The following is a 15,772-nucleotide window of genomic DNA, read 5'->3' as shown; positions in this document are numbered from 1 at the left end:
CCATGCAGAGCGAACGTCCACTGCGCATCCTTCATTGCTTCAGATCGCCGGTCGGCGGCATATTCCGGCACGTGCGCGATCTTGCCGAAGCCCACGCCGATGCCGGACACGAGGTCGGAATCCTGTGCGACAGCACGACCGGTGGCGCCCATGAGGACGCCCTGTTCGATGCGATCCGCCCCTATCTGGCGCTCGGAATCGTGCGCCTGCCCATTCACCGCGCCATCGGGCCATCCGACATCGTCGCCCTTTGGCGCAGCTACAAGGAAATCAGAAGTTTGCAACCGGATGTGCTGCACGGGCACGGCGCCAAAGGTGGCGTCCTTGCGCGCATCATCGGTTCAGCCTTGCGGGTCAACAAGTATCGCGTAGCCCGCCTCTATTCGCCCCATGGCGGCAGCCTCCATTACGATACAGGATCGTTGAAAGGTCGAGCGATTTTCCGTCTCGAGCGGCTGCAGGAGCGCCTCACCGACGCACTCGTCTTCGTCTGCGATTACGAACGCCAAACCTATTTCGCAAAGGTAGGCCGGCCGCCCGGTCGTAGCGAACTGATTTACAACGGCATCGACGACCGCGAATTCGATCCCGTTCCGGTTGCGCCCGACGCAGTGGATTTTCTGTATATCGGTATGATGCGGGACCTCAAGGGTCCCGACCTGTTTGTGGAGAGTTTTGCCGCGGCGGAGCGGATCGCCGGCCGCCCCCTCTCCGCCCTGATGATCGGCGACGGTCCGCAACAGCAGCAATACGCGGAGATGAAGCTGCGCAAGGGGCTGGGGCGGCGCATCAAGATGCTGCCGGCCATGAAGGCGCGAGAAGCCTTCGCACTTGCACGCACGGTCGTCATCCCGTCGCGGGCGGAAGCGATGCCCTACATAGTTCTCGAGGCGCTTGCTGCCGGTAAACCCGTCGTCGCAACAAGGGTCGGCGGGATCCCGGAGGTTTTCGGCGCCGACAGCGGTGCTCTTGCCGAACCCAAGGTCGATTCGCTCGCTGCGATCATGGCCGCCACGATCGTCGAAGAGGACTGGCCCGAAAGAATGATGCCGGATCCCCAGGCGTTCAAATCCCGCTTCGCCGCGTCGGTTATGACGAAGAGCGTGATGCGGCTATATCGCGATCTGGCAGGCGGTGCGGCCGGTGCGCGAGGACAGTTGCTTACAACGTAAGCGTTTCTTAGTGGCTTTCTGCTATCCGGGCGCAGGGACTTCAGCGCCGGAAAGAGACCATGAACCACTACGAGAGGCCCGAAGCATTCAATCCGGAAGCGCTTCGCAAGAAGATCTCCGAGATTCGGACGGCCGCCCCCGAAGAGACGATCGGAGAGAAAGGCGCCACGGAGCTTAATCCGCTGGCTCGACAGATCGCCCTTCAGTTTCGCGCCGACACCTATTCGCCTGCCATGATCACCGGCCTGATCCGGCTGCTCGATTTCTGCGTTCTCTTCGCCATCGGTTATGGCATCAACGCCTACTATGTGCAGCCGGCCGTCGAACAACTGCCCGTCTATCTTGCAATTCTCGCCGGCGGCTCGGCACTCGCCGTGGCGGCCGTCCAGATCGCCGATGGCTATCAGGTGCCGGCGCTCCGGGCCTGGCTGCGAATGTCGCCGCGGGTTCTTGGCGCCTGGGCGACCGCCTTCGGCGCGATTGCGCTCGCGCTCTTCTTTCTGAAATCCGGGCATCAATATTCCCGCGTCTGGATCGCGGGATGGTTCATTGGCGGCGCGCTCTTCCTTATCGCCCAACGCGCCTTCATCGCCTATTCGATCCGCCACTGGTCCCGAAACGGCACTATGGAACGTCGTGCGGTCATCGTCGGTGGCGGTCAGCCGGCGAAGGACCTGATCCGCACGATCGAACATCAGCCCGACAATGACATCCGCATCTGCGGCATCTTCGACGATCGCGACGAGCGGCGATCACCAAACATGATCGCCGGCTACCCGAAATTGGGGACGGTCAACGAACTCGTCGAATTCGCGCGGCTTGCGAGGATCGACATGCTGATCATCTCGCTGCCGCTGACTGCCGAAAAACGTATTCTCGAACTGTTGAGGAAGCTCTGGATTCTGCCGGTCGACATCCGGCTGGCGGCACACGCCAACAACCTACGCTTCCGACCGCGCAGCTATTCGCATGTCGGAGAGGTTCCGATGCTCGACATCTTCGACAAGCCGATCGCCGATTGGGACTCCGTGGCGAAGCGCTGTTTCGACATTTTTTTCAGCGTGGTCGCGCTTATTCTCCTATGGCCGGTAATGCTTGCCGCCGCTGTCGCCGTCAAGGTCACGTCTCCAGGGCCGATCATCTTCAAGCAGGCTCGACACGGCTTCAACAACGAAACAATCGAGGTTTACAAGTTCCGCTCGATGTATGCGCATATGAGCGATCCGACCGCTCGCAGCGCCGTCACCAAGGGAGACCCGCGCGTTACCCCCGTCGGACGCTTCCTGCGCAAGTCTTCGATCGACGAGCTGCCGCAGATCTTCAACGTGTTGAAGGGCGAACTCTCGCTGGTCGGCCCGCGGCCCCATGCCGTTCTGGCGCAAACCCGGAACCGAACCTATTCCGATGTCGTCGAGGGCTATTTCGCCCGCCATCGCGTAAAGCCCGGGGTGACCGGCTGGGCACAAATCAACGGTTGGCGCGGCGAGATCGACAATGACGAAAAGATCCGGTTCCGCACCGCTTTCGACCTCTACTACATCGAAAACTGGTCGCTGCTCTTGGATCTGAAGATCCTTGTCCTGACGCCGTTGCGGTTGCTCAACACGGACAACGCCTATTGATCTCCGCGAGCGCATCCCCGCCAGTCGTCCTTCGCCCGCAGTTCGCGACGATTTCGCTCGTCGGTTCCGGCCTGGTGACGGTCGCGGTCTTTCTTTCCGGCTTCGTCATCGCCGAGCCCGCGCCCTACGAGCTCTTCATGGCGTGCCTCATCGGCCTGTGGGCACTCTTCGGGCTGAAGATTTCCCGCTATGTGGCGCCGCTGCTGTCGCTGCTCGTGCTGTTCATGGTTGGCGGCATGCTGTCGCTGACCGTAATGGCGGACCTCGCCACCGGGCCGATGTATATGGCCGTCTCCGGCTTCCTCGCGCTCTCGGCTGTCTTCTTCGCAGCGATCATCGAAGATCGGCACCAAAGACTGCGGCTGATCTTCAATGCTTGGGTTGCTGCCGCGGTCATCACGGCGCTCCTCGGTGTTCTCGGCTATTTCGGGGCAATACCGGGCGGCGCCAACTTCACGCTCTACGACCGCGCGAAGGGAGCGTTCCAGGACCCGAACGTTTTCGGCCCATTCCTCGCCGCGCCGGCGCTTTATCTCATCCACGGCCTCCTTACCCAGCCGATCCGCCGGGCTCCGGCGAAGATCGTCGGACTCCTCATCCTGGCGCTCGGCGTTTTCCTCTCGTTCTCGCGAGCGGCCTGGGCACTCAATCTCTTTTGCGTCGTCGCCTTTGTCTTCGTCATGCTGCTAAAGGAGCGAAGCGGCCTCTTCCGCTTGCGTATCCTGGTGCTGGCGCTCTGCGGCGCGCTCTTCATCGTCGCCGCACTCGCGGCCGCCCTGCAGTCCGAGCAGGTCGCCACCCTCTTCTCGAGCCGTTCCCAGCTTGTTCAGGAATATGATGGCGGGCATCTCGGGCGGTTCGACCGGCACCGGATCGGGTTTCTCATGGCTATGGAAAGGCCGCTCGGCATCGGGCCTCTGGTCTTCAGTACCATCTTCCCGGAAGACGAACACAATATCTGGCTGAAGTGCCTGACGTCCTACGGCTGGATCGGCTGGATCGCCTACGTGACGCTGATCGCATGGACGCTTTCGTTGGGCTTCCGCTTCCTCCTGCTCGACCGGCCATGGCAACCGTACCTGATGATTGCGTGGGTCACGCTGATCGGCCATGTTGGTGTCGGCAACGTCATCGACACGGACCATTGGCGTCATTTCTACATGCTGCTTGGCATCGTCTGGGGATGTGCCGCGCTCGAATTTCGCTTTCAAAGGCGCGCCCGCGCCGGAAGGCAAACATGACCATGGACACGTCCGCAACCGACGCTTCGTCGGCCCGTCCGCTGCGCCTACTCGAAGTGCTGGAGCCAAGCGGAGGCGGGTCCGGTCGGCATTTCCTCGATATTTGCCGCGGCATGCAGGCTCGCGGCCATCACGTCGAGGCGATCTATTCGCCGGTACGGGCGGAAGACGGTTTTGTCCGGGAACTCAAGGCCATCGACCTGCCCGCCGTCCACGCAGTCGATATGGAGCGCGCGCCCGGACCGTCCGACCTGTCGGCCTTTCGCGCCATTCAGCGCATCAGCCGTACCGCGGGACCGTTCGACATCGTGCACGGCCATAGCTCCAAGGCGGGCGCCCTCATACGCCTGCGGCTGCCCGGGCGTCACGCTCCGCGTATCTACACCCCACATGCCTTCCGGACGATGGACCCGGCGCTTGATCGTGGCGGGCGTTTGATCTATGGCGCCATCGAGTGGGCCTTGGCGTGGTTTTTCACCGATCACCTCATTACCGTTTCCGACGACGAGCGCGCACATGCATTGTCACTCGGCATGCCCGAGCAACGAATGTCCGTGATCGTCAACGGGGTTTCGCCCCCCTCGCCCGACTTGGCGAAGACGGTTCGCGCAAGCTTCGGGATTCCCGCAGACGCCTTTGTCTTCGGCTTCATTGGCCGTCTTTCCAGCCAGAAAGCGCCGGAGCGGCTCATGGACGCCTTCAAAGGCGCGGTATCGTCGGTCAAGAACAGCTATCTCGTGATGGTCGGTTCCGGCGAACTGGAGGACGAGCTTCGCCGCGCAATCGCGGCAAGCGGGTTGCAAAACCGAATTCACCTGACCTCGGCCTTTACCGGTCCTCAGGCAATGGCCGCCTTTGATCTCGTCGTCATTCCGAGCCGCTATGAAGCGATGTCCTATGTCATGCTGGAAGCCGCGGCTGCGGGCAGACCGATCATCATTTCCGATGTCGGCGGCGCAAAAACCGTCATCGACAACGGCGAGAACGGCTTCATCATTCCCAACAGCGATGATGTTTCGCAGCTCACGAAAACGATGGTCGCGGCTGCAAATCCGGAAAGCTATCCCGCGCTTCTCAAGGCGGCCGAGGTCCGCACGGATCGTTTCACACTCGATGTGATGCTTGACCGGACGGAAGAATTATACCGCCGTTTGTCGGCGCGCCAGCGACCCTGAACGACCACCTATCCGCAAGACAGACACTACAGCGCCGCGCGTCCTATCAGACGCGCAAAACGACGCTAGCACTTTGAATTGCTACGCAGCGCCCGGGGGCGAAACGGGATTGGGGGTTGTTCGTCGAGAGGCGTCGGATGCTGTACGCCATGCCCGTCAGGGAGGCCCGGCATCCGACGTTATTTGGCCTATTGTTCCGCCTGTCGCTCTTCCTGCTGCTGTTTCTGCTGCAGAAGGATCTCCTCCGCCGGCGTCGACTGTTCGGCCTTGGTGACGCTCGCCGTGGTCATCTCTTCGTCTACAGAGGCAGTGGTCTTGGAGTGGCCGATACACTCGGCGGAAGCCACTGTTGTCGATAAAGCAAAGGCGGCTGCAAATACGAGGATCGTCTTCATGAGGCTTCTCCTTGTTGTTGCGGCCGCAGTCTATCCGCCGCCGCGGCCCCGACCAAATCACAAAACCGTTCTCCGTTCGGTTGTGATCGGGGGTCGTAGAAATGCGCCGCAGTGCCAGCGAGACCCAGGTAAGCACCACGCGCCCAGCCGGTACAGCGAGCCTGCCTGTCGCGCGACGCAGGGTTTTCTCACGGACTTAGGGAGTTTTGCTTGGACTGATGGAGTTTTACCGTCAACGACGCGGTAGCCGGACGGTCATGGCGAAGGGCGTTGCCAAGGGATTAAATGGTCGGAGCGACTGGACTTGAACCAGCGACCCCTTGACCCCCAGTCAAGTGCGCTACCGGGCTGCGCTACGCTCCGAACCGAGAAAACCCCTATATTCTCAACGCTGGGAGCGCAAGCCCGAAATTCGATGTCGACAGGAAAAACGAACCAACCGCGTGGATACGTCAGACGAACCTTCATGGACCAAGCGCCTTCGCCCAACAACCGCACGATCGCCCCACGCCAATGCGATGCGACGAAGTTTGCCGACGGGCACTTACGGGATCGAGGCCGGGCGACACCCGACCGACCCACGGGGAACAAAAGCCGGCGCGGTGCCGTTCGGTCCATGCCGTTGAGAGCAGCCGCGCATTTCGCTGGCCGTCGCGAAGCTCCAGAAAGGAACGAAAACCAAACGGCGGAAAAAGACAGATGTCCCGGAAAGTAAACGAAGACAAGCTTCAGAAACTGACGCTCCTGCTTGGTCAAACCGTCGCCGCCTTGCGGGTGAATGAAATCATGATGTGCCACCTGCTCCAATGGGCCGCCTCACAGAGCGAAGACCCGCGAGGCTTCGTCCGGGAGACGGTGGAGAATACAAGGAACGACCTGCAGCGGGCAGGCCAGGCTGACGGCAGGATGCTAACAGTCCTGGCGGCTCATGAGGCGCTGGAATATCTCGATCAGCTCTCGGCGGCGATGCAAATCGCGCCTACTGCGAAGCCTCCGGCAGAGGGTTTTGCTATCCTTGAGCATATTCATTTCCCTGCGCTCGCCTTCACCCCGGGTCTACCGGACGGCACTTCCAAGCCGCGCGGATCAAAATAAGCTGACACTGGTAGCCGCCAACCACACGATCAATGGACGCCGCTGGCGACCGCGGTTTCACCGCACCTGATCGAGCAGCCGCTTGCATTCCAGAAGATCGTAAAGCGCCTCCTGCAATAGCGCCCGGTCTTCCTTGCTTACGGAAGCCTTGCCGATCGATATCTCCGCGTCGTCGCCACCTCCACCACCGAAGGAGAAAAACCGCCGGCCTGCCGGAGCCTTCGCCCGGCCGACAATCTGGTCCTCGTCGGCGACACCGACCTTTGGCGGTTGCGGCTCTTCGTTGCTGGATGCAGCGAGTGCTTCGACAGTCGCGAGATCGCCGCTTGCAATCGCCGCGACGAACTTGTTGCCGTTGGCCTTCAGGAGCTTTTGCACGCCCTTGATCGTGTAGCCGTGATCGTAAAGGAGATGGCGAATGCCCTTGAGGAGATCGACGTCCTCCGGACGATAGTACCGCCGACCCCCGCCCCGCTTCATCGGCTTGATCTGCTGGAATCGTGTCTCCCAGAAACGCAAGACATGTTGCGGCAGATCGAGCTCGTCTGCGACCTCGCTGATTGTGCGGAAGGCGTCCGGGCTTTTGTCCATATCATCCCCATTTACAGAACACGCGGCTTGTCAGCACCGCAATGGACGGGTCACCGCGCGATGATCGCACGAGTCGCGCCCATTTCAATGGGTTATGGACAGGTTTTCAACCACATTTGTGGTTTCCAGCAAGGGGTCAGGGCGCCGGAGAGGCCGGCCTCTGCTTGGCCTTGCGGCTCAAATGGGCCTTCAGCACGCGCTGCTTCAATACGTTGGACGCCTTGAAGGTCATCACCCGTCGCGGTGAAATCGGAACTTCCTCGCCGGTTTTCGGATTGCGCCCGATGCGCTCATTCTTGTCGCGCACCTGGAAAGTCGCAAAGGAAGACAGCTTCACGCTCTCGCCACGCACGATTGCGTTGCATATTTCATCAATGACCGTTTCCACGAGTTCGGCCGACTCTGTCCGAGACAGGCCCACCTTGCGAAAAACCGATTCAGCCAAGTCCGCCCGTGTTACTGTTTTTCCGCTCATCTTCCCCCACCGATGTCTGGCATGCCGATCAGCGAACGAAGACTATTGCCCTTGCCTTTTGCGGTCAAGCGCCTGCGGTGCTTCATTATTTTCTTTACCACCGGATGAGAACAGAGCCCCAGGTGAAGCCGCCGCCCATGGCCTCGAGCATGACGAGGTCGCCTTTTTTGATCCGCCCGTCGGCGGCCGCGGTATCAAGTGCGAGCGGGATGGAGGCAGCCGAGGTATTGCCATGGACGTCGACCGTCACCACAACCTTATCGAGCGGGATACCCAGCTTCTTTGCCGAGCCATCGATGATGCGCCGATTGGCCTGATGCGGAACAAGCCAGTCAACGTCGTCCGCGGTCGTTCCCGTTGCTTCGAAAGCCGCCTCGATCACATCCGTGATCATGCCGACGGCATGCTTGAACACCTCGCGCCCTTCCATCCTGAGATGGCCCACGGTTCCGGTGGTCGACGGGCCACCGTCGACGTAAAGCTTGTCGCCATGAATGCCATCGGAGCGTAGTTGGGCCGTCAGCACGCCGCGATCGGCATTCGTGCCCAAGCCATCCTGGGCTTCAAGGATGATCGCGCCGGCACCGTCGCCAAAGAGGACACAGGTCGTGCGATCGGACCAGTCGAGGAGGCGCGAGAACGTTTCGGCTCCAATCACCAGAGCCCGCTTGGCGAGGCCGCCGCGGATATAGGCGTCCGCTGTTGCCACCGCATAGACGAAGCCGGAACAGACCGCCTGCAGGTCGAAGGCCGCTCCATGCCGCATGCCGAGGCGGTTCTGGATGTTCACCGCCGTCGCCGGAAACGTGTTGTCCGGAGTCGATGTGGCGACGACGATCAGGTCCAGATCGTCTGCCGTCAGATTAGCCCTCGCAAGCGCGACGCGCGCGGCACTTTCTCCGAGCGATGCCGTCGTTTCGCCCTCGCCTGCGATGTAACGCTGGCGAATCCCGGTCCGCTGCACAATCCATTCGTCGGACGTGTCGACCTTCGATTCCATTTCCTTGTTGGTCATCACTCGCTTCGGCAGTGCTGCCCCGAAGCCGCGAACGACGGAACGGATCATTTACTCAAACCTCATCATTCATGCCGGCGGGAGGGATTCTGACGGCTGCGCGCCGTGATATTTCGCCAGGTCGCTTTCTATCTTGGCCTTGAGGCCGTTCTTTACCATGTCGTAGCCGACATCGATCGCGGCCGCGAAACCCTCAGCGTCGGTGCCACCGTGGCTCTTGATGACGACACCATTGAGGCCGAGGAAGACGCCACCGTTGACCTTCCGCGGATCCATCTTTTCACGCAGCCGATCGAAGGCGCCCTTGGCGAACACGTAACCTATCTTCGCGAGCAAAGTACGCGACATTGCCGCGCGCAAATATTCGGCAATCTGGCGCGCCGTTCCTTCGGCCGCCTTCAAGGCGATATTGCCGGAGAAGCCTTCGGTGACGACGACATCGACGGTTCCACGGCCGATATCGTCGCCCTCAACGAAACCGTAATAGTCGATGCCCTCGATGTTGGCCTCGCGGATGAGCCGTCCGGCCTCCTTGACCTCTTCCTGACCTTTGATTTCTTCCACGCCGACATTGAGCAAGCCGACCGAAGGATGTTCGACCTCGAACAGTGCGCGAGCCATCGCGCCGCCCATCAAAGCGAAATCCATGAGCTGCTGTGCGTCCGCGCCGATCGTCGCGCCAACGTCGAGGACGATGCTTTCCCCCTTGAGCGTCGGCCAGATGGCGGCAATCGCAGGGCGCTGGATCCCCTGCATGGTTCTGAGACAGAAGACGGACATCGCCATTAGGGCGCCCGTATTGCCTGCGGAAACGACAACGTCCGCCTCGCCGGCATTGATCGCGTCGATCGCCTTCCACATGCTCGACTTGCCGCGTCCACGCCGGAGCGCCTGGCTGGGCTTTTCATCCATGCCGACGGCGATTTCGCAATCGTTGAAAGTGCTCGCTGCATTCAGCTTCGGATACTTGGCCAGAAGCTCGGCGCATCGCGCTTCCTGACCGAACAAGACGAATCTTATGTCCGGATGACGTTCGAGCGCTCTTGCTGCGCCCGGGATGACGACTTCAGGACCATAGTCGCCCCCCATCACGTCAAGTGAAATTCTGACCACGCGTGTCTTATCCTTTTTTCCTGCCCACGCAACGCGTCTCGCCCTGCGCATCTCTTTTCACGCGGGGCGATCCTTGTTCCTTCTGACGCTTGAGCCAACATGCGACGTCACGGCGCATCGGCCCCATCGGCTGGAGTCGGGCCAAAATACTGCTTTTCGTCTGCGTGACAACCGAATTGTAAGCGCGGCTTTCGCCGTTTCAATCCTTTTTCCAGTCCTTCAGCGCGGCAAACGGGTTCGGTCGCTTGTCATCCTCCGCAGAGCTTTCGATACGCTCACCGAAGGCCGCGCCTTCCTTGCGCGGATAGGGATCGATAGCGAGGGCGACATGTTCGCTGACCACAACGCCCGCATCTATGGTATCACCGGCAAAGGTGTCGGGAATGTCCGGACCATCCGGATCGAGTACCATCTCGCCACCATCATTGTGCGCCTGGCGTGCAAGCCGCGATCCTTCCGGCACGAAAATCGCCTCGACGGGCTCGTTTATCTCCGCTTCGACCGGTTCGAGCGTCACCACGCAGGACTGGACAACGCGGGCGACGACGTCACCCTTGATCTTCACTCCGTCTTTCTTCCAGCGCGCAATCTGTAGATCAGCGGCAAGCGAGAGTACTTCTTCGACATTCCAGAGCTTGGCAAGCGCCCGGCACTCGGCCTCGTTCGCCCAAAGATGAACGCTGACCGCGTTTGCCGAGATGTGTCCCACCTTCACCGGGTAGGAGAACGCCGGTTTGCTATCGTCTTTCATGACAGGATCCTTCCTCGCGGCATCGGAGCAACATGCCGCGCATAAACCGCCGAGCGCAATCTTCGGGCGGCATCGCTATCGGCCTATTACGCTCCCGCCGGCGGTATGCGCAACTGGCCCGCTTCGACCACCTCTTCCGGCATCTCGGACAGGGCCGCTTCGGTGGCCAGAAGATAGGCGGCCAGTCCGTCCATCGACGGCCCTTCGGGGGCGTCCGGATGGAAGTTGCGGCGGAGCGCGGCGGCCAAGGCCTCGCCATCCCTTTGCTCGAGCGCGGCGGCGTAGGATTCGAGGCGGCCGTAGAACATGCCGGCGAACTTTTTCATCTTCTTCGGGACGCCTACGTCACCGACGCCGAGTTCGCGGATCGAGTGGTCGACGTCTTCGAAAAAGGCATCGACGATTTCCTGCGCAATCTCGTGTCCGGTGCGCGCGGAGGCGCGTGTCCGCCGAAAATAGAGAATCAGGATTGCCGACAACATCTCGAAGCGGCCCATGACCGTGTCGGGGACAGCAAGGTCGGTGTACAGAAACGGCTGGCGTGCGGCGGCGGTCAGCAACGCATATTGGCGCTCCACAATCGCAATATTGCCGCTTTTTCTCTTGAACAGTCCAAAAATCATCACAAAGCCCAGCTCTGGCTTTCTCGAAATGTGGGCGGCGCCCACGACGTTATTGCATGATAGCCGAAGCTGGTTTACCGAAGCAGGCACGAATTGCAATGGCGGATCTGCCATCGTTACTCCAGGGGAACAGTCCTTGTCGAAGCGGTATTTGATATCAAACCTGAATGTTCTGGGCCGTGCCGTGCTCGTGGCTTCCCTTTGCACAAGCACGCTTGCCGCCTGCACGACGGCGAATATGGGCGAGGTCCTGCATCAGGGCTATGTCGTCGACCAGGAAACGCTGAATCTTGTTCCGGTCGGATCGAGCCGCGAGCAGGTGCTGCTCTCTCTTGGCACGCCTTCGACGACAGCCACCTTCGACAACGAGGTCTTCTATTACATCTCGCAGACGCGCAGGCGGCCGGTCGCGTTCATGAAGCCGAAGCTCATCGACCAGTCGATCCTCGCCGTCTATTTCGACAAGGAAGGCGTCGTCAGCCAGCTCGCCCATTACACGATGAAGGACGGCAAGGTCTTCGACATGCTGTCGCGCACGACGCCGACCGGCGGCAAGGAAACGAGTTTCCTCGGCCAGCTCCTGAGCGGCCCAGGCGCCGGACAGGCAGCGGCGCGAAACCTGTTCAAGGACCTCGGCAAGTACTAGGGCGGGATGAGGAAAAGTGTGCGCGGTTTCCGCCCGCATCCCGCTCTAACTTATTAGAATTAATCACGTTTATGACTTTAGGTCGATTAGACCTGAAGTCATCATGATCTACAGCGCCGCGCGTCTTTTCAGACGCGCAAAGGACGCTGTAGCGCTTTGAATTGCTGCATGTTCTTGTCCTTTAATCGGCTACGATTAAAGGCAACATGCAGTAGTGAGCCATGACACGCAAAGAGCCCGCGAACAACGTTCGCGGGCGTTTTTGTTTTGCGCAGCGTGGTCAGGCTAGAACAGCCAGCAACAGCAACGCGACGATATTGGTGATCTTGATTGCCGGGTTGACCGCCGGGCCAGCCGTATCCTTGTAGGGATCGCCGACCGTATCGCCGGTGACCGAAGCCTTGTGGGCATCGGAACCCTTCATGTGGCGTGTGCCATTCTTGTCGACGAAACCGTCCTCGAAGCTCTTCTTGGCATTGTCCCATGCCCCGCCCCCGGAGGTCATCGACACGGCTACGAACAGGCCGTTGACGATAACGCCGAGAAGCGACGCCCCGAGCGCTGCGAAAGCCGAGGCCTTCGAGCCGGAAAGCAGCAGCACGCCGAAATAGACGACGATCGGTGCCAGCACCGGCAGCAAAGAAGGAACGATCATCTCGCGGATCGCGGCCTTGGTCAGCAGATCGACGGCGCGTCCATAGTCGGGCCGGTCCTTGCCTTCCATAATGCCCGGCTTTTCCTTGAACTGCCGGCGCACTTCCTCGACGATAGAGCCAGCCGCCCTGCCAACGGATGTCATTGCGATGCCGCCAAAAAGATAGGGAATGAGACCACCGAAGATCAGGCCGGCGACCACATAGGGGTTGGACAGATCAAACGAGATCGTGCCCACATCGGCGAAATAAGGATGCTTGTCGCCATTGGCGGCGAAGTAGGTAAGGTCGTTCGAATAGGCCGCGAAAAGCACGAGAGCGCCGAGGCCCGCGGAACCGATCGCATAGCCCTTGGTCACGGCCTTGGTCGTGTTGCCGACGGCATCGAGCGCGTCGGTCGACTTGCGCACTTCCGGCGGCAGATGCGACATTTCGGCGATCCCGCCGGCATTGTCTGTCACAGGACCGAAGGCATCGAGCGCCACGATCATTCCGGCGAGACCGAGCATGGCAGTGACCGCAATGCCGGTGCCGAAGAGGCCGGCAAGCTGATAGGTGGCGATGATGCCGCCGACGATGACGATCGCCGGCAATGCTGTCGACTCCAGCGAGACGGCGAGTCCCTGGATCACGTTGGTGCCGTGACCGGTAACGGAGGCCTGTGCAATCGAGTTCACCGGCCGCTTGTTGGTGCCGGTGTAGTATTCGGTGATCACGACGATCAGTGCGGTGACGACAAGGCCCAGGATGCCGCAGATGAACAGACCCCAGCCGGTGACGTCTTTGCCGGCGACCGCCCCGATCGAGCCCCAGCCGATCGTCAGCGATGTCGCGGCGCCAAGACCGATGATCGAGAGCGCACCGGTGACGATCAGCCCGCGGTAAAGCGCGCCCATGATCGAGCCGTTGGCGCCGAGTTTCACGAAGAACGTACCGATGATCGAGGTGATGATGCAAGCCGCGCAGATCGCCAGCGGATAGATCATCACCGTAGCGAGCAGCGGCGTACCGGCGAAAAAGATCGATGCCAGTACCATGGTCGCCACGACCGAAACCGCATAGGTTTCGAAGAGGTCCGCCGCCATCCCTGCGCAGTCGCCGACATTGTCGCCAACGTTGTCCGCGATGGTCGCCGGGTTGCGCGGGTCGTCTTCCGGAATGCCCGCTTCCACCTTGCCGACGAGATCGCCGCCGACGTCCGCCCCTTTGGTGAAGATGCCGCCGCCGAGGCGGGCGAAGATGGAGATCAGCGATGCGCCGAAGCCGAGCGCCACAAGCGCATCGATAACCTCACGCGAGGCCGGCTCGTGCCCGAAGCCCGCTGTCAGGATGAGGTAGTAGACCGAGACACCGAGCAGGGCCAGGCCGGCCACCAACAGGCCGGTGATCGCGCCGGATTTGAAGGCGATATCGAGACCGGAGGCAAGGCTGACCGATGCGGCCTGGGCCGTGCGAACATTGGCCCTGACCGAGACATGCATGCCGATGAAACCCGCCGCGCCCGACAACACCGCACCGATCAGGAAGCCGATTGCGGCAGCACTCGAGAGAAGTATCCACGCGGCGATGAAAACGACGACACCGACGATGGCAATGGTCCTGTATTGACGTGTGAGGTAGGCCTGCGCCCCCTCCCTGATAAAGCCTGCGATCTCCTGCATGCGGGCGTTCCCCTGGTCGGCGGCAAGCACCGACTGCGTCGCCCAGATGGCATAGGCCACCGAGAGCAACCCGCATGCGATAACGCCTAAAAGTAAGGTCATTTCGCACTATCCTCCGTTTCAACCTGCAGGCTCACTCCCTCCCGCAGGCCCCTCAATCCGCGAATCGCGCGCCGCCTCCTCGAGCAGCACCCCTCGCGGCGCGGCCAGAGTGCGGGCGCGAATGTGGATCGTCAAGCCCCTGAAATTACCGGCGTGATGCCGTTTGGAGGGAGTTGGAAGATTTTGGTTAGCCGCAGGCGCGAGCGGTCAGCCGGCAACGCGCCGGTTCCTCCGCATCAGCATGAAAAGGAGGAAGAGGCAGATGCCAGCAACCGGCCAGATGACGGCGTTGAGCACGTCCCATCCATAGGCGGAAAGCACCTTGCCTGAGGCGAAGGACGCGCTGGCGACCGTCGAAAACAGCACGATATCGTGGAAGCCCTGAACCTTGTCCGCCTCATGCGGCCGATAGCTCTGCGCCACAATTGCGGTCGAGCCGATGAACGCGAAATTCCAGCCGAGCCCGAGGAGAACGAGTGCACCCCAGAAATTCCAAAGCGCCACCCCCATGTGAGCGATCGCCGCGCAGGCCAGAAGCAGCATGAAGCCGCAGGCCACGATGCGCTCCGCGCCGAAGCGGGCGATGAGCCAGCCCGTCGCAAAACTCGGGCCGAACATCGCGAGCACATGCCATTGTATTCCGAGTGTCGCGAGGTCGGTCGAAAAACCGCAGCCGACGACCATGGCGACCGGTGCCCCGGTCATCATGAAGGTCATCAGCGCATAGGCGGAAACACCACAGATCATGCCTGTCAGGAAGCGCTGGTTACCGACGATCTCGCGCAGCGGCCGAACCGGCGCGGTGGCGTGCAGACCCGAAACGCTTCTGGTATCCGGCAGGCGAAGAGGCACAAAAAAGACAATGGCCGCAAGGCAGACCGGCAGCAGGGCCACGAAAGCACCGGCAAACCATACGGGCGCGAAGTAGTCACCGGCGAAAATGACGATCTGCGGCCCGAGTATCGCCGAGATGATGCCGCCGCCCAATATCCAGGAAATCGCCTTCGGCTTGTAGAAGGAGGGCGATGCGTCGGCTGCCGCGAAGCGGAGTTTTTGCGTGAAGCCGCTGGAGGAGCCGAGAACAGCCAAGGCGAATGTGAACAGCCAGAAACTGTCGCGGAAGAGCGCCGCGGCTGCAATCAGCCCGCCGAATGCGGCGATGACGGCGCCACCGATGAAAGCGAAGCGCCTCCCGACAAGCCGAGACAGCGTCGCAGCAAGAACGACACCGAGCGCCATGCCCACGTTGAAGCCGGTGAGCGGTGCGGTCGCAAGCGACTTGTCTTCGCCGAGGAGCTGGTGACCGGCGACGCCGCCGACGGCGAAGCTGATCGGCCCGACCACGCCGAGCAGCGCTTGCGCGAGTGTCAAGAGAAAGACGTTGCGGCGTGCCTCGATGAGAACCGCCCCCATGTCTTCCGCAGTCGCTGCCACCATTTTTG

The 15,772-nt window shown here is 61.1% G+C and carries 15 protein-coding genes and 1 tRNA gene; 6 read left to right on the top strand and 10 right to left on the bottom strand.

Annotation, left to right across the window (positions count from 1 at the left end):
• Nucleotides 1-2: 2 nt before the first annotated feature.
• Genes RB548_RS05295 through RB548_RS05280 form a run of 4 tightly spaced genes read left to right on the top strand, consistent with a single transcriptional unit; the run spans nt 3 to nt 5,210 of the window.
• Nucleotides 3-1,172, top strand: coding sequence for a glycosyltransferase family 4 protein (locus tag RB548_RS05295; RefSeq protein WP_331373976.1), 1,170 nt, complete (start codon nt 3-5; stop codon nt 1,170-1,172).
• 59 nt (nt 1,173-1,231) lie between these two features.
• Nucleotides 1,232-2,794 carry an undecaprenyl-phosphate glucose phosphotransferase gene (locus tag RB548_RS05290; RefSeq protein ID WP_331373975.1) on the top strand — a complete coding sequence of 521 codons (1,563 nt, stop codon included), beginning with the start codon at nt 1,232-1,234 and terminating at the stop codon, nt 2,792-2,794.
• Nucleotides 2,791-4,035 carry an O-antigen ligase family protein gene (locus RB548_RS05285; RefSeq protein ID WP_331373974.1) on the top strand — a complete coding sequence of 415 codons (1,245 nt, stop codon included), beginning with the start codon at nt 2,791-2,793 and terminating at the stop codon, nt 4,033-4,035. The genes RB548_RS05290 and RB548_RS05285 overlap by 4 nt, the downstream gene beginning before the upstream one ends.
• Before the next feature lie 2 nt (nt 4,036-4,037).
• The gene (locus tag RB548_RS05280) at nt 4,038-5,210 is read left to right on the top strand and encodes a glycosyltransferase family 4 protein (RefSeq protein ID WP_331374888.1); all 1,173 of its coding nucleotides are present in this window, start codon (nt 4,038-4,040) and stop codon (nt 5,208-5,210) included.
• A 188-nt stretch (nt 5,211-5,398) separates the two neighbouring features.
• Here the strand turns inward: RB548_RS05280 and RB548_RS05275 are convergent, their stop codons facing one another.
• Nucleotides 5,399-5,605, bottom strand: a complete 207-nt coding sequence (locus tag RB548_RS05275) for a hypothetical protein (RefSeq protein ID WP_331373973.1) — start codon at nt 5,603-5,605, stop codon at nt 5,399-5,401.
• A 286-nt stretch (nt 5,606-5,891) separates the two neighbouring features.
• Nucleotides 5,892-5,968: transfer RNA gene (locus RB548_RS05270), tRNA-Pro, on the bottom strand.
• A gap of 336 nt (nt 5,969-6,304) precedes the next feature.
• Between RB548_RS05270 and RB548_RS05265 the strand changes: the two genes are divergently transcribed.
• Nucleotides 6,305-6,700 (top strand): hypothetical protein, encoded by a 396-nt coding sequence (locus RB548_RS05265; RefSeq protein ID WP_331373972.1) that lies wholly within the window; start codon nt 6,305-6,307, stop codon nt 6,698-6,700.
• 57 nt (nt 6,701-6,757) lie between these two features.
• On the opposite strand, the gene RB548_RS05260 is transcribed toward RB548_RS05265, so the two are convergent.
• The 6 genes from RB548_RS05260 to RB548_RS05235 form a co-directional block, all read right to left on the bottom strand.
• Complete coding sequence (locus tag RB548_RS05260; RefSeq protein WP_180940717.1) at nt 6,758-7,291, bottom strand: MerR family transcriptional regulator; 534 nt, start codon at nt 7,289-7,291, stop codon at nt 6,758-6,760.
• Nucleotides 7,292-7,427: 136 nt separating this feature from the next.
• A complete protein-coding gene (locus RB548_RS05255; RefSeq protein ID WP_331373971.1) occupies nt 7,428-7,766 on the bottom strand; it encodes an integration host factor subunit alpha in 339 nt (112 codons plus the stop codon).
• 94 nt (nt 7,767-7,860) lie between these two features.
• On the bottom strand, nt 7,861-8,832 hold the full coding sequence (locus RB548_RS05250; RefSeq protein ID WP_331373970.1) for a beta-ketoacyl-ACP synthase III: 972 nt from the start codon (nt 8,830-8,832) through the stop codon (nt 7,861-7,863).
• 18 nt (nt 8,833-8,850) lie between these two features.
• Nucleotides 8,851-9,894 carry a phosphate acyltransferase PlsX gene (plsX, locus tag RB548_RS05245; RefSeq protein ID WP_184108528.1) on the bottom strand — a complete coding sequence of 348 codons (1,044 nt, stop codon included), beginning with the start codon at nt 9,892-9,894 and terminating at the stop codon, nt 8,851-8,853.
• Between the two features lie 199 nt (nt 9,895-10,093).
• The gene (locus RB548_RS05240) at nt 10,094-10,645 is read right to left on the bottom strand and encodes a YceD family protein (protein ID WP_331373969.1); all 552 of its coding nucleotides are present in this window, start codon (nt 10,643-10,645) and stop codon (nt 10,094-10,096) included.
• An 86-nt stretch (nt 10,646-10,731) separates the two neighbouring features.
• Nucleotides 10,732-11,268, bottom strand: a complete 537-nt coding sequence (locus RB548_RS05235) for a ubiquinol-cytochrome C chaperone family protein (protein ID WP_331374887.1) — start codon at nt 11,266-11,268, stop codon at nt 10,732-10,734.
• A 136-nt stretch (nt 11,269-11,404) separates the two neighbouring features.
• Between RB548_RS05235 and RB548_RS05230 the strand changes: the two genes are divergently transcribed.
• On the top strand, nt 11,405-11,914 hold the full coding sequence (locus RB548_RS05230; protein WP_331373968.1) for an outer membrane protein assembly factor BamE: 510 nt from the start codon (nt 11,405-11,407) through the stop codon (nt 11,912-11,914).
• Between the two features lie 280 nt (nt 11,915-12,194).
• On the opposite strand, the gene RB548_RS05225 is transcribed toward RB548_RS05230, so the two are convergent.
• Entirely contained in the window at nt 12,195-14,330 is a 2,136-nt protein-coding gene (locus RB548_RS05225; protein WP_331373967.1) for a sodium-translocating pyrophosphatase, read from the bottom strand.
• 207 nt (nt 14,331-14,537) lie between these two features.
• Nucleotides 14,538-15,743, bottom strand: a complete 1,206-nt coding sequence (locus RB548_RS05220; protein WP_408642411.1) for an MFS transporter — start codon at nt 15,741-15,743, stop codon at nt 14,538-14,540.
• Between the last annotated feature and the right edge of the window lie 29 nt (nt 15,744-15,772).

Origin of the sequence: Sinorhizobium chiapasense, assembly GCF_036488675.1 — a bacterium.
Taxonomy (GTDB): Bacteria; Pseudomonadota; Alphaproteobacteria; order Rhizobiales; family Rhizobiaceae; genus Sinorhizobium; species Sinorhizobium chiapasense.
This window is presented reverse-complemented; position numbering and strand designations above follow the sequence as displayed.

Excerpts from the sequence above, each read along its gene's own strand:
- RB548_RS05295 (WP_331373976.1), top strand. The coding sequence starts at position 3 with ATGCAGAGCGAACGTCCACTGCGCATCCTTCATTGCTTCAGATCGCCG.
- RB548_RS05290 (WP_331373975.1), top strand. The coding sequence starts at position 1,232 with ATGAACCACTACGAGAGGCCCGAAGCATTCAATCCGGAAGCGCTTCGC.
- RB548_RS05280 (WP_331374888.1), top strand. The coding sequence starts at position 4,038 with ATGGACACGTCCGCAACCGACGCTTCGTCGGCCCGTCCGCTGCGCCTA.
- RB548_RS05275 (WP_331373973.1), bottom strand. The coding sequence starts at position 5,605 with ATGAAGACGATCCTCGTATTTGCAGCCGCCTTTGCTTTATCGACAACA.
- RB548_RS05265 (WP_331373972.1), top strand. The coding sequence starts at position 6,305 with ATGTCCCGGAAAGTAAACGAAGACAAGCTTCAGAAACTGACGCTCCTG.
- RB548_RS05260 (WP_180940717.1), bottom strand. The coding sequence starts at position 7,291 with ATGGACAAAAGCCCGGACGCCTTCCGCACAATCAGCGAGGTCGCAGAC.
- RB548_RS05255 (WP_331373971.1), bottom strand. The coding sequence starts at position 7,766 with ATGAGCGGAAAAACAGTAACACGGGCGGACTTGGCTGAATCGGTTTTT.
- RB548_RS05250 (WP_331373970.1), bottom strand. The coding sequence starts at position 8,832 with ATGATCCGTTCCGTCGTTCGCGGCTTCGGGGCAGCACTGCCGAAGCGA.
- RB548_RS05240 (WP_331373969.1), bottom strand. The coding sequence starts at position 10,645 with ATGAAAGACGATAGCAAACCGGCGTTCTCCTACCCGGTGAAGGTGGGA.
- RB548_RS05235 (WP_331374887.1), bottom strand. The coding sequence starts at position 11,268 with ATGATTTTTGGACTGTTCAAGAGAAAAAGCGGCAATATTGCGATTGTG.
- RB548_RS05225 (WP_331373967.1), bottom strand. The coding sequence starts at position 14,330 with ATGACCTTACTTTTAGGCGTTATCGCATGCGGGTTGCTCTCGGTGGCC.
- RB548_RS05220 (WP_408642411.1), bottom strand. The coding sequence starts at position 15,743 with ATGGGGGCGGTTCTCATCGAGGCACGCCGCAACGTCTTTCTCTTGACA.